Source organism: Embleya sp. L77, assembly GCF_055557415.1.
Genome location: NZ_CM145710.1, coordinates 1400326 through 1412950, shown reverse-complemented (window position 1 = coordinate 1412950; position 12625 = coordinate 1400326). Strand labels below are relative to the sequence as shown.

Here is a 12625-nt window from a genome sequence, read left to right as displayed (position 1 = left end):
GCGTGGAATGCGGTGAGGAACTCGGCGAGGTGCATCGCGCGCACCCGCGACCCGCGCCGACGCAGGCCGGTGCGCAGTTGGCGCAGGCAGCCGGGGTTGACCGCGAGACCGCACGGCCGGCGTGGGCCAGGTCGGGGAACTAGGCGATGCCGGTGCCCGTGTCGGCGGGCGCGGGCAGCAGGGCCATGGTGATCTCGGTGATCACCGCGAGGGTGGGCCGGTGCGGTCGGTTAGGCCCTGTCCGGCACGATGACAACGAGAGAGTGGAATGAGGCCGGCGGTAGTCGCTGCGGCACGGGGACAAGGACGAGGCGATGGACGCGATCGCCGAGTACACGGTCGCCAACGACGTCTCCGACCGCGACCTGCAATTCGGCGACGGCCAGTGGGCGCGCGGCAAGAGCAAGGACACGGCTCGGCCCGGCCGACGCGAGCGCCGGTTTCGATGCGACCGTGCCGGTGCGTACCGAGAAGCGGGTGCTCGGCTCGTTGGCCTACACCGGCGACGAGTTCGCCGAGGCCGCCGAACTCGTCGGCGGCTGGGGACTGGGCTGGACCGCGAGTTACCCGCTGGAGTCGGGCGCGGAGATCTTCACCGGCCTGATGCGCGGCGGCAGCCACCCGGTGAAGGCGATCCTGCGCCCCTGACGTCGTGGGCGGCGCCGCGCCTCGGCGACCCGTCCGCGAACCCCCCGGCCCAGCAGCCCGACCCGAAGTCCGTCTCGGGAAACAATGGCGGATACAGGGTGTTTCGGGGCGGCTCGGCGAGGGACGAGTTCAGTCCTGCGTCGTGGTGCCCGGGGGAACGACGGCATGCCGTACGGCCGACCGGTGGGCTTGCGCCCGGTCGACCGCGGGCATGGGCTCGGGATGGAACGCTTCGAGATCGAGATCCTCCCGTACAACGCCCAGGACATGGCCGCCGAGGCCCGAGGGCCGGCGGTGCGCTCGGCCGTGGTCGAGGCCACCGGCGAGATCGGCGCCTCCGGACATCCGCGCTATGCGGGCGAGGGCGTGGTGGCCGACATCGACCCGACGTCGCGCACGGTCGAGGCGATCACCATCGACGGTGCGGAGATCGAGGACGGGTGGAGTGTGCGGATCACGCCGAGGGAGGGCTGACCCGGATTCGGCCGGGCCGAGGTGACGCGGTCGGGCCGGCGCGCGACGGCGGGTCGTGCGACGCGGCCGGGCCGGGACGACGTGGCCGGGCCGGACTGTCCCGGTGGACGGGACGGTCCGGCCCCGGCCGCGATCGGGTCAGACCGCGGCCGACAGGGCCTCGAACTGCTCGTCGGACAGTTCGATCCGGGCCGCCTCGGTGTTCTCCTCCAGGTGCGTGACGCTGGAGGTGCCCGGGATCGGCAGCAGCACCGGGGAGCGGTGCAGCAGCCAGGCCAGCGCCAACTGTGAAGGTGCGGCGCCGTGTTCCTTGGCCAGCCGGTCCAACGGGCCGCCCGGCCGGGCGAGTTCCCCGGTGGCCATGGGGAACCACGGGATGAACGCGATGTTCTCGGCCGCCGCGTAGTCGAGCACGCTCTCGGCCTTGCGGTTGGCCAGGTTGTACAGGTTCTGCACGGAGACGATCTCGACGATCTCGCGGGCCTGGCGCAGCTGTTCCACGGTGACCTCGGACAGGCCGATGTGCCGGATCTTGCCCTCGCGCTGCAACGCGCCGAGTTCGCCGAGCTGGTCCGCGAGCGGGACCTGCGGGTCGATCCGGTGCAGTTGGTAGAGGTCGATCCGGTCCAGACCGAGGTGGCGCAGGCTCAGTTCGGTCTGCTGGCGCAGGTATTCCGGCCGGCCGAGGGCGCGCCACTCGCCGGGTCCGGTGCGGGCGAAGCCACCCTTGGTGGCGATCACCACGTCCTCGGCATACGGGTGCAGGGCCTCGCGGATGATCTGTTCGCTGACGAAGGGGCCGTACGAGTCGGCCGTGTCGATCAGGTTCACCCCGAGTTCGACGGCGCGGCGCAGCACTCGGATCGCCTCTCGGCGGTCCTTGGGTTCGCCCCAGACGCCGGTCCCGGTGAGCTGCATGGCGCCGAACCCGAGCCGGCGCACCGGCAGGTCGCCGCCGATCGGGAAGACACCGGACGCGTGGGCGGGGCCGGACGCGGACGAGAGGGTCATCTGTTCTCCGTGGGGGTCGGGCGGCCCGAGCGGGCCGGACGGCGCGGACGAGGTCGGTCGAGCGGTCGAGCGGTCGAGCGGTCGAGCCCATTGTGCCCCGGGCTCCGAACGCGGTCGCCGGGCTTTCGTCCGGCGTGCGTGTCGCAGGTCCTTCGCGAGGTGTCCATTCACAGGGTGACCAAGTCCGGGCCCGCACTTGTACACAACGACGCGTTCGCGGCGCGGCGGTGCTCCCTAGTGTTTGCCATTCGTCGAGGCACTCGATCCACGGATGGAGCTGTTCATGGTCTGGCTCATACAGGACTACCGCGAGGAGGACCTCGCGGCGGTGGTGCACCTGATCGACACCACGACCGAGCTCGGCCAGGAGTCGGTCTTCTCGCTGTCCGAGTGCATCAACGCGCTGACCTCGCGACAGCCGGCGGTGATCGCCCGGCGGGACGGCGCGGTGGTCGGCGCGGCGCTGGCCACGGTGTCCGAGGGGCGGGCCTGGGTGATGCGGATCGCCATCTCGCCGGCCGCGCGCGGCCTGGGGCTGACCAGCACGCTGCTGCTGGCGCTGGAGCGCAGGTTGGTCGAGGATCGGGTGCGCCGGATCGCCTACGTCCTGCCCGAGGAGGACTCGCGCGAGCTGGGGCTGCGCAACGCGGGCTACGAGCGGCGGCCGGCGGTGGCCTACTTCGAGAAGGTCGAGCCGGTCGACGACCACGCGGCGGAGACCCTGGACCGGCTCGGCGGGCGGATGTTGCCGGGTGACCTGTGGTCGAAGGTGGCCGGCATGGAGGTGGAGAAGAACCTGATCGAGCGGCGTGTGGTGCTGCCGCTGGCGGATCCCGAGCGCGCGCTGCGGCACGGCGTGGAACCGCCCAGTGCGATCGCGCTGTTCGGCCCGCCCGGGACCGGCAAGACCACCTTCGCCCGGGCCATCGCCTCGCGCCTGGGCTGGCCGTTCGTGGAACTGCTGCCCTCGCGGCTGGCCGACGGCGGCAACCTGGCCGCCGCGCTGCGCGAGGCGTTCGGGCGGCTGGCCAGGCTGGAGCGGATCGTGGTGTTCATCGACGAGGTCGAGGAGATCGCGCCGATCCGGCACGCCCGGCCCAGTGCCGGCCACGCGGTGACCAACGAACTGCTCAAGCTGATCCCGGCGTTCCGCGAACACGGCGATCGGCTGCTGGTGTGCGCGACCAACTCGGTGCGCTCGCTGGACCCGGCCTTCCTGCGGCCGGGCCGGTTCGACTACATCATCCCGGTGGGCACGCCGGACGCGGACGCGCGGCGGGCGATGTGGACCCGGTACGCGTCGGCCCGTCCGGACGTGGACCTGGACGCGCTGGTGGCGGCCAGCGAGTTGCTCACGCCCGCCGACATCGGCCACGCCGCCCGGATCGCCGCCCAGGCGTCGTTCGAACGCGACCTGTTCGACGAGTCCGCGACCGTCGACGGGCCGGGTGCACACACCGACGACTACCTGGACGCCCTCGCCCAGTCCCGACCCACGGTGACCGCGAGCATGGTCGAAATGTTCGAGCAGGACATCACCACCCACGCCCGGGTGTGACCCGGCGCGGGTGCTCGATGGTCAGCGGGCCCGCCGAACGGCTGTGGGAATCAAGGGTGTCCGGTTCGACGGCCTGGAAGTCGCGCCGCGCGCAGTCGTCGATCCAGGACCCGACCACGTCGGCCGGGGCGGCGCGCTTGGCCTCGGTGGGCACGTGCGCTCCTTGCGGGGCGGCCCGCTTGGCCTCGGTGGACACGTGCACTCCTCGCGGGACGGTGCGGACCCGCATCACCCTGCGCGGTGAATTCGCGCCGGCGGATATTTGATTCCGGTGATACTTTGCGAATTTGCATACCGCAACGCATCCGTGGCCCTCGACTATCCGCCCGGTCGGGGTATCGAATTACCCGCCGAAAATGATCAGGTCCGGGAATGGACCGGGCCGGAAAACGATCTTGTCGGAATCCGATCGCGCCCGGCCGAATCGGCCGAATCAGGCGGCGGTGCGCACCGGTGCGGAAAGGGCTTTCGGGTCGAAACCGCTCGCGGTGATCGTGCCGTCCGCATCCAGCAGACCGAACACCGGATATCCGGTCACCGCGAATCCGCGACCGAGTGGACCGTCGGTCGGTTCGACCACGACCTGCGCGACGGCGGCCAGTGCGGCGACCTGCTCCCGGGTCTCCGCCTCGTCGCCGTGCACCACCGCGAGCACCCGCCGGCCGTCCGCCTTGCGGGCCGCCGCCACGAACTCCGGCAGCCGCTCCTTGCAGGCTCGACAGTCCGGCGAGAAGAAGCCGAACAGCGCGGCCCCCAAATCGTCCCGGGACACCGTCTCGCCCGTGGTGGTGACCGCGGTGAAGGCGGGCGCCGGCGAGCCCACCGGCAGCACCAGGTCCGAGATGTCCACGTCCTGTGCGTCATGCCCGTGCTCACCCCGTTCGCCCTGAGTGCGAAGTTTGCGAATGACGCCGAACGTGAGCAGCAGGTTCAACAGGCACAACACCGTGACCAGCACGACGGCGGCGATCAGGAACGGCATGAAGATGCTCCCAATAGGGCGAAGGATGTCGGCCGACCTCGATGTGCGCGCGACCGGCGAACACGGCCGTCGAAATGTATCCCCGCGCTCGCCAATGGCAACAGTGCTCACTCGGCGACGGCTCGAAACAAATACGGTATTCATTGATTCGAGGTACTCGCCATCTCTTGCGACTCGGCTGACGATGGGTTTAGCGTCGCCTCCGGCAGAAGCACACCCCGCTTCCGTCGATTCGACCCTTCAATGGAAGGTCCACGATGAACCGTGTGATCGGCACCATGGGCGACAAGCTGTTGGGACTCGTCCTGCGCGAGAAGCGAGCCGGGGCGTGCGTCCCGGAACACGGCCAGTTCTGCGTGTGTCGCAACCACTACCGCTACGTGTACAGCTGCAACGGCCCGTGCGTGAAGACCGCCACCCGGTGCTGACCGGCATCCTCGCCGCCACCGCACCTCCGGAGGCTCGGATGAAGCCAGCGATCGGCACGATCGGCGACCGGCTGCTCGGCCCGGTCCTGAAGGAGAAGCGCGCCGGCGCGTGCGTCGAGTACGTCGGCCGACTGTGCTGCTGCCGCGGCGGCCGCGAGTACCGCCACAGCTGCAACGGCGTCTGCACCATCCGACCGGGCAACCCCTGTTGATCCCGGAATCGGACGGGACTCCGGAGAGCGACACCTCTCCGGGGTCCCGGTTGCGCCCGCGCGCGGTCAAGGTGGCCCTTGCGTTGCAGTTCAGGGCCGCGCCCGTGGGCGCGGTGCTGCTGCTGGTGGCCACCGTGCTGATCGGCGTGCTCCCGGCTCTGGCCGCGTGGCTGACCAAACTGCTCTTCGACGAGCTGGGCCGCGGCGAACACGCCGACTCGGGGCGGGCGGTGGCACTCGGCCTCGCGCTCGCGACGCTCGGCGCGGTGCTCGCCGTGCTGATGCAACTGGCGTCTTACCTGGACGAGGTGGTGCGTCGACGGCTCGTGGTCACCGTCGAGCGGGACCTGTTCGCCAAGGTCAACGAGTTCCGCGGACTGCGCCGCTTCGAGGACCCGGCCTTCCACGACCGGCTGCGACTGGCCCAGCAGGCATCCGAGGACGCGCCGCACAACATCACCATGTTCAGCCAGGAGGTGGTGCGTTCCGGCGCCGCGCTGAGCGGGTTCACCGGTGTGCTGCTCGCCGTGTGGCCGCCGATGGTGGGACTGCTGTTCCTGGTCGGCGTCGCCGCGTTGCTGGCCCGGTTGTCGATGGCCCGTCGACAGGTGGCGGTGCTGGAGCTGACCTCGGGGAAGCAGCGCCGCCGGCTGTTCTACCGGTCGTTGCTGACCGACCCGCGCGCGGCCAAGGAGATCCGGCTGTTCGGGCTGGGCGACTTCCTGCACGGCCGCCTGGTGCGGGCGCTGCGCGAGGCCACCGACGCCGAACTCGCCGTGGCCCGAAGGGGCATGCTGATCCAGGCCGGATTCGCCGCGCTGAACGCGGTGGTGGCCGGACTGGGCATGGTCGTGGTGGTGGCCGGCGCGGCGCACGGCCGATTCACGGTCGGCGACGTGATGTTGTTCACCGCCGCCGCGGCCGGCGTCCAGCAGGCCTTCACCGGCGTGGTCACCCAGGCCGGCATGGCCGCCGAGGCGATCCGCCTGTTCGGTCACTTCCTGGATCTGATGGACACGCCCGACGACCTGGAGACCGGGACCGGGCAGGTGCCGGCGCTGCGCGGGCGACTCGAATTCGACGACGTGTGGTTCCGCTACGACGCACAGGGCCCGTGGGTGCTGCGCGGGGTGAGCCTGGTGGTGCCCGCCGGCGCCGCCGTGGGCCTGGTCGGACGCAACGGCACCGGCAAGAGCACGCTGATCAAGCTGCTCTGCCGGTTCTACGACCCGGATCGGGGCGCGATCCGCTGGGACGGCGTGGACATCCGCACGATGGACGTGGCCGCGCTGCGCCGCCGGATCGGGGTGACCTTCCAGGACTACATGACCTACGACCTCTCCGCGGCGGAGAACATCGGCATCGGCGACCTGGCCCACCGCGAGGATGCGGCCCGGATCCGGTCGAGCGCGGTGCTGGCGGGCATCGACGCGGACCTGTCCGCGCTGCCGGACGGCTACCGGACCCAGTTGAGCCGGGTGCATCTGGACGAGGACGACGACTCGGCCGGTGTCACGCTGTCCGGCGGCCAGTGGCAACGGGTGGCGCTGGCCCGGTCGTTGATGCGCAGCGACGCCGACCTGCTGATCCTGGACGAGCCCAGCTCGGGCCTGGACCCGGAGGCCGAGCACGAGGTGCACCGCACGCTGCACCGGCACCGGGCGGGCCGGACCGGCCTGCTCGTGTCGCACCGGCTGGGCGCGCTGCGCGACGCGGACACGATCGCCGTGCTCGCCGACGGCCGGATCACCGAACTGGGCCGCCACGACCAGCTGATGGCCTTGGCCGACGGGCACTACGCCCGGCTCTTCGGGCTCCAGGCCGCCGGGTACCGGGACCGGCGCGAGGACTCGACCGGGATCGTGGAGGAGGCGCAGTGAGGGCGTACGGGCGCGCGGCCCTGGTCGTCGGGACGGTCGCGACGAGTGCGGCGCTGGCCGGGTGGGCGGTGCGCTCGCGGCTCGCTCTGGTGCGGGTGACCGGGATGAGCATGGCGCCGACGTTCGTGGACGGCGAGCGGCTGGTCGTGCGCCGGACCACCGCCGTGCGACGCGGCGACGCGATCGTCTTCCGCAATCCGGTCCGGTACGGCGCGGAGGACGACCTGCGGTGGCTGGTCAAGCGGGTCGCGGCGGTGTCCGGGGATCCGGTGCCGCGCGAGGTGCGCCCGGCGGTGCACGCGGTGCACGGAACGGCGGTGCCGCCCGGGTCGCTGGTGGTGCGCGGGGACGCGGTGTGCACCCAGGACTCGCGGCACTTCGGGTACGTACCGACCTCGACCGTGCTCGGCGTGGTGATCGGCGGGCGGGGGGAGCAGAGCCGACGCGCGGTGCGGGGGGCCGGCGTCTGACGGGTCGGGGTGGAGGAGCCGGGTCGTGACGTGCTCCGGCGGGGGCGCCGGAGACTGACGTGTTGCGGTGGGAGGGGCCGACGCTTGACGTGGTCCGTCATGGGGACGTACGTTCGCCGACATTGGATTGAAACGTTTCAGTTCAAATTCGGTCGGCGTGCTCTCGAGGGATGCCTGGCCGGGGGAGTTGGTGGGGCGGGGTCGGCGGCGAGGAGGAGTCGGGCATGCGTACGGCGCGGAGTTTTGTGGCTGTCGATCTGGGGGCGTCCAGTGGCCGGGTGTTGGCCGGGCGGGTGGGACCGGATTCGCTGACCGTGAGTGAGGCCCATCGGTTCGTCAATCGGCCCGTGCGGGTCGGCGCGACGTTGCACTGGGACGTGCTCGCGCTGTACGCGGGCGTCCTCGACGGGCTGCGGGCCGCCGGCCGCACGGCCGGGCCGCCGGTGAGCGTGGGAATCGACTCGTGGGCGGTCGACTTCGGGCTGCTGGACGCCGACGGTGCGCTGCTCGGCAATCCGGTGCACTACCGCGATACGCGTACCGACGCGGTGCCCGACCGGGTGTACGCCCGCGTGGCCGCCGCGGAGCTGTACGCGATCACCGGCATCCAGCACGCGAGCTTCAACACGGTCCATCAGCTGGTCGCGGCATCCGACACCCCGCAATTCGCGGCCGCCCGGCAGGCGTTGCTGATCCCGGACCTGATCTCGTACTGGTTGACCGGAGTTGCCGGCACCGAGGTCACCAACGCCTCCACCACCCAGCTTCTGGATCCGCTCTCCGGATGCTGGTCGAGCAGGATCACGACCGCGCTCGGCCTGGATCCGCAGTTGTTCGCGCCACTTCGCCTGCCCGGCGAGGCGACGGGCGCGCTCACCGCGCAGGTGCTTGCCGAGACCGGGCTGCGCGGACCCGTACGGGTCACCGCCGTCGGGTCGCACGACACCGCGTCGGCGGTGGTCGGGGTGCCCGCGCACGGCAGTCGTTTCGCGTACATCTCCAGCGGCACGTGGTCGCTGGTCGGTGTCGAACTCGACGCGCCGGTGCTCACCGAGGAGAGCCGACAGGCCAACTTCACCAATGAGTTGGGTGTCGACGGCACCGTGCGCTATCTGCGCAACGTGATGGGGTTGTGGCTGCTTCAGGAGTGCATGCGGCACTGGGACCGAACGGGCAGGCCGCACTCGCTGGAGCGACTGCTCGACGACGCGGCGCGGGTGCCGGCGCTGCGATCGCTGGTGGACGCGGGCGACCCCGCCTTCCTGGCGCCCGGCGACATGCCGGACCGGATCGCGGGGGCCTGTCGGGGGGCGGGCGAGCCGGTGCCCGGGACGCCCGGCGAGATGGTGCGCTGCATCGTGGACAGCCTCGCGCTCGCCTACCGGGGCGCGGTGCTGGATGCGCAACGCCTGGCGGGACACGCGGTCGACGTCGTGCACGTGGTCGGCGGCGGGGCGTTGAACTCGCTGCTGTGTCAGGTGACCGCCGACGCGTGCGGATTGCCGGTGGTGGCCGGGCCGACCGAGGCGGCGGCGCTGGGCAACCTGCTCGTGCAGGCCCGGGCCGCGGGGAGCGTGACCGGTTCGCTGGCCGACCTGCGCCGGTTGTTGCGGGAGACCCAGCCGCTGCGCCGGTACGAGCCGCGGGGCGACACGGGCGACTGGGCGCGGGCGGCGGATCGGTTGCCGGCCCGCCCGGCGGCGGTCGGTTGACCTCGGTGCGCCGGTGCACGTATCGAACTCGGGGGCGCGGTTGTCGAATTGCTCTCCGGTGAGGGAGGAGCCGCAGTCGCACACCCGTCGGCAGGTGGTCTTCCGGCCCGAGTCGGTCGTGCGCGAGTCGGCGACGGGCTACGCGAGTCCACGGCGGGCGACGCGGGTCGACGGCGGGTGACGAGAGTCGCCGACGGGCGGCGACGAGACCCGGTGGGGTCCCGCCGCCGCCCGGTGTGGGCCGCGCGACTCGTGGTGCGCGTTGTCGACTCGGGGTGCGTGTCGGCGACCGGTGGTGCGCGTTCGGTCAGTAGGCGGTGGTGACCGACGTGCCGGCGAAGGTCTGCTTCGCGTGGAGGGTGATGTAGTGGTAGCCCTCGGGCGGGGCCGTGATGGTCAACGTCTCGGCGTTTCCGGTCGCGGTGGACTTGCTGGTGTAGGCGGTGTTCGTGGCCCACACGTCACTGTTGTAGTAGAGGTCGGCGTTGCCGGTACCGCCGGTGGTGGTGATGTTGAGCCGGGCGGTACCCGCCGGGATGTAGATGTAGAAGTAGAGCTTGTCGTTCCCGCCGGCCGTCGCCGACAGGCCGCTGCGCCGGCAGTTCTTGCCCAGGACGCGGGTGTCGGGGTCGGTGCACTCGGCGCCGCCACCGCCGCCGGTGACCGTGACGGTGTGCGTGACGTTCGCGGTGGCGCCTCGGTTGTCGGTCACGGTCAGCCGCACGGTGTAGGTGCCGGCGGCATAGTTCCTGGTCGGGTTGGCCGCGGTCGAGGTGGTGCCGTCGCCGAAGTCCCAGGCCCGCGAGGCGATCGTGCCGTCGGGGTCGGTGGAGGTGTCGGTGAAGGCGACCGAGGTGCCGTTGACGGCGCTGGTGAACTCGGCCACCGGCGGACGGTTGGCGGGAGTACCGCCGCCGCAGTCGCCCGCCGCGCAGGCCGCCAGCCACGTGTACCAGTCGCTGTCGTAGCGGGTGCCGATGGTGCTCGTCAGGAACGAGCGGGCGCCGGTCCAGTCGCCGGCCCGGTAGTAGCCCAGCAGCCGGGTGACGTCCGCGGGGTGCTTTTGCAGCATGTACCGCACCCCGAGGTAGCCCCAGCGGTAGATGCGGGTCGTGTCGTGGGAGTAGGTGGTGTCGAACACCGTGCTCAACGCGTAGGTGTGCTTGCCCGCCTCGGTGATCGCCGCGTCGTAGGGCAGTTTGCGGTAGGAGTAGGAGATGTACTCGGCGAAGCCCTCGATCCACCAGATGGTCGGGGTGGTGACGCCGGCGTCGAAGTCGCCGGCCATGTCGAAGCGACCGTCGAGGTAGTGCGTGTACTCGTGGTTGAGGTTCCAGATCTCGAACGCGGGGCGCGTCCACTCGGCCTCGTAGGCGATGAAGCGCGGCTGGTTGCCGGCCGCGCTCGGGTCGCCCTCCAGGTACATGCCGCCGTTGTTGGTGTCGATGCCGAAGATCGCGCCGGCGTAGGTCTGGTAGTCGCCGCTGGAATTGAAGACCACGACCTCGATGGTGGTGTTGCGGTCGTTGGCGACGGGACCGTTGTCCGCGACCACGCCGTGGAAGTAGGCGTCCTGGTTGCGCAGGCTGGTGCACGCGGCGGTGAGGTTGGCCGCGGTCATTTCCTGCGCGCGGATCCGGATGCTGGTACTGCACGTGTAGTCGACGGTCAGCACGGCCGCGGTCAACCGAGCCTGCAGGTTGCAGGTGTCGTAATAGGCACACTGTGCCTTGTCGTAGAAGTCCGTGCCCTCGGCCAGTGCGACCCACAACGACGCGGTCGGTCCGGTGATCGAGGTGGCCTGCAGGTGCGTGCGCACCTTCGGGCGCACCTTGGCCTGCAGGGTCGGGTACTGGACGAACCGGACCAGTTCGCGGCCCGCGTTGGTGGTCAGGTACCCGCGGTCGGTGCCGAGCAGGTCGCGGTGCGCGGTCGCGAACGCGTCGACCGCGTCGACGATGCTCGGGTCGGCCTGCACGGCGGTGACGAACTCGGGCACCTGGTGGCCGCGGAACAGCACGGTGAAGCTGTTGTTGACTGCGGCCTTCATCCACCAGGACGCGTCGTAGGAGCCGTTGTAGCCGGCCAACAGGCGCTTGACCACGTACAGGTAGCGGGCGTTCTGCTCGGCGCTGTCGATCAGGGTGACCGCCTCGGCCAGCGTCTCGCCGTTGGCGTCGGTGACGTCGGAGGAGTGCGGGTTGGCGTAGAAGGCGTCCAGCCCCGACCGGATGGCGGTCTGCAGCGTGGGGCCGTAAGTGCCCACGGTGGACTGGTTGTACCAGTGCACGTAGTAGCCGGCCCGCAGGAAGAGCACGATCTGCGGGGCGCCGGTGCTGCCGTTGCCCGGGTAGGTGCCGGCCAGATCGCGCAGGGCGTAGGCGACCGTGGTCATCTGCGCCTCACGGAAGATCGAGTAGGCGTCGGGACCGGTGACCGAGAACAGCGTGTTGACGCAGTCCGTGGTCGATGCCTTGATCTGCTGAACGAGCGCGGTACCGCTGCGACTTGCGAAGTCGGCGACCGTGCAGGTCGCCGCGGCGGCGCGTTGCTCGGCGGCCATGGACGGGCGGGCCGGAAGTACCGCGGCCGAAGGGTCGTCGTAGTCGCGCCGGGCGGTGGCCGAGGCGGACGCGGACAGCGGGGGTCGGTCGGGTACCGGTAGCGGTTTGCCCTGGGTGTGCGGGACTTGGTCGGCCGGGGCACTGGGGGCGGTGCCGGCCGACGGTCCGGGGATGGAGGAGGGGGCGGAGGTCGACGTGGAGGTCGCCGGGGCCGTCGATGTAGCCGCGGTCGGATCGGAGGGGGCGGCCGATCCGGGCTGGGTGAACAATCCGAAGCCCATGGCGAGGGAGATGGTGACCACCGCGACGCGGCGAAGTCCCTGTCGTGCCAGATTGGTTCGCAAAGACCGTCTCCTTGCGGAACAGAGGCCACGCCGATGCGTGCCTCCGGATGAGGGGTGGTGCCACGGCATGAGCGGTTCGTCGCCGGTCCCGCTCCGGGGACTTCGGGATCGGCGCGAGCGTGGTCCTGGTCCCTGCCTCACCGAAAACGCAACGGTGGCAAGGCAGTTCGTGCGGCGGGGGACCGGAAGGGGAGCGTCCGGACCACCGCGTGACATGTACCATGTCACAAATCACATTTTGCGTGAAGGCCTGTCGAACATCGAGTGTGGCCAACGAAACGGCAGCCGTCGGCGGCGAAGCGGGGGTGGGGTGCGGCTGTTCGCCGTGCGCTTGCGCGTCCG

The 12625-nt window shown here is 71.0% G+C and carries 12 protein-coding genes and 1 pseudogene; 9 read left to right on the top strand and 4 right to left on the bottom strand.

The window, feature by feature from the left end; genetic code table 11:
- Positions 1 to 287 precede the first annotated feature (287 nt).
- The 3 genes and pseudogenes from ACZOOI_RS36080 to ACZOOI_RS36070 form a co-directional block, all read left to right on the top strand.
- A pseudogene (locus ACZOOI_RS36080) lies at positions 288 to 410 on the top strand (fumarylacetoacetate hydrolase family protein); the annotation flags it as partial.
- Between the two features lie 43 nt (positions 411 to 453).
- A complete protein-coding gene (locus tag ACZOOI_RS36075; RefSeq protein ID WP_465283779.1) occupies positions 454 to 648 on the top strand; it encodes a hypothetical protein in 195 nt (64 codons plus the stop codon).
- A gap of 222 nt (positions 649 to 870) precedes the next feature.
- Entirely contained in the window at positions 871 to 1122 is a 252-nt protein-coding gene (locus ACZOOI_RS36070; RefSeq protein WP_465283778.1) for a hypothetical protein, read from the top strand.
- A 138-nt stretch (positions 1123 to 1260) separates the two neighbouring features.
- On the opposite strand, the gene ACZOOI_RS36065 is transcribed toward ACZOOI_RS36070, so the two are convergent.
- Positions 1261 to 2133, bottom strand: coding sequence for an aldo/keto reductase (locus tag ACZOOI_RS36065; protein WP_465283777.1), 873 nt, complete (start codon positions 2131 to 2133; stop codon positions 1261 to 1263).
- 283 nt (positions 2134 to 2416) lie between these two features.
- On the opposite strand from ACZOOI_RS36065, the gene ACZOOI_RS36060 reads away from it, so the two are divergent.
- The gene (locus ACZOOI_RS36060) at positions 2417 to 3691 is read left to right on the top strand and encodes an ATP-binding protein (RefSeq protein ID WP_465283776.1); all 1275 of its coding nucleotides are present in this window, start codon (positions 2417 to 2419) and stop codon (positions 3689 to 3691) included.
- Here the strand turns inward: ACZOOI_RS36060 and ACZOOI_RS36055 are convergent.
- Both ACZOOI_RS36055 and ACZOOI_RS36050 read right to left on the bottom strand, forming a co-directional pair.
- Entirely contained in the window at positions 3669 to 3887 is a 219-nt protein-coding gene (locus ACZOOI_RS36055) for an endo alpha-1,4 polygalactosaminidase (protein WP_465283775.1), read from the bottom strand. The two genes, ACZOOI_RS36060 and ACZOOI_RS36055, sit on opposite strands and share 23 nt — an antisense overlap.
- A 237-nt stretch (positions 3888 to 4124) precedes the next feature.
- Positions 4125 to 4673: a TlpA family protein disulfide reductase gene (locus tag ACZOOI_RS36050; RefSeq protein ID WP_465283774.1), complete on the bottom strand. Its 549-nt coding sequence runs from the start codon at positions 4671 to 4673 to the stop codon at positions 4125 to 4127.
- Between the two features lie 257 nt (positions 4674 to 4930).
- Between ACZOOI_RS36050 and ACZOOI_RS36045 the strand changes: the two genes are divergently transcribed.
- From ACZOOI_RS36045 to ACZOOI_RS36025, 5 genes are all read left to right on the top strand, one after another.
- Positions 4931 to 5101, top strand: a complete 171-nt coding sequence (locus ACZOOI_RS36045) for a hypothetical protein (RefSeq protein WP_391584005.1) — start codon at positions 4931 to 4933, stop codon at positions 5099 to 5101.
- Between the two features lie 38 nt (positions 5102 to 5139).
- Positions 5140 to 5313, top strand: coding sequence for a hypothetical protein (locus ACZOOI_RS36040; protein ID WP_465283773.1), 174 nt, complete (start codon positions 5140 to 5142; stop codon positions 5311 to 5313).
- Positions 5314 to 5396: 83 nt separating this feature from the next.
- The gene (locus ACZOOI_RS36035) at positions 5397 to 7193 is read left to right on the top strand and encodes an ABC transporter ATP-binding protein (protein WP_465283772.1); all 1797 of its coding nucleotides are present in this window, start codon (positions 5397 to 5399) and stop codon (positions 7191 to 7193) included.
- On the top strand, positions 7190 to 7663 hold the full coding sequence (locus ACZOOI_RS36030; protein ID WP_465283771.1) for a S26 family signal peptidase: 474 nt from the start codon (positions 7190 to 7192) through the stop codon (positions 7661 to 7663). Before ACZOOI_RS36035 ends, ACZOOI_RS36030 begins: the two co-directional genes overlap by 4 nt.
- A gap of 224 nt (positions 7664 to 7887) precedes the next feature.
- Complete coding sequence (locus ACZOOI_RS36025; RefSeq protein ID WP_465283770.1) at positions 7888 to 9375, top strand: rhamnulokinase; 1488 nt, start codon at positions 7888 to 7890, stop codon at positions 9373 to 9375.
- A 307-nt stretch (positions 9376 to 9682) separates the two neighbouring features.
- Here ACZOOI_RS36025 and ACZOOI_RS36020 read toward each other — a convergent pair whose 3' ends face one another.
- Positions 9683 to 12283: a collagenase gene (locus tag ACZOOI_RS36020; RefSeq protein ID WP_465283769.1), complete on the bottom strand. Its 2601-nt coding sequence runs from the start codon at positions 12281 to 12283 to the stop codon at positions 9683 to 9685.
- Positions 12284 to 12625: the final 342 nt, after the last annotated feature.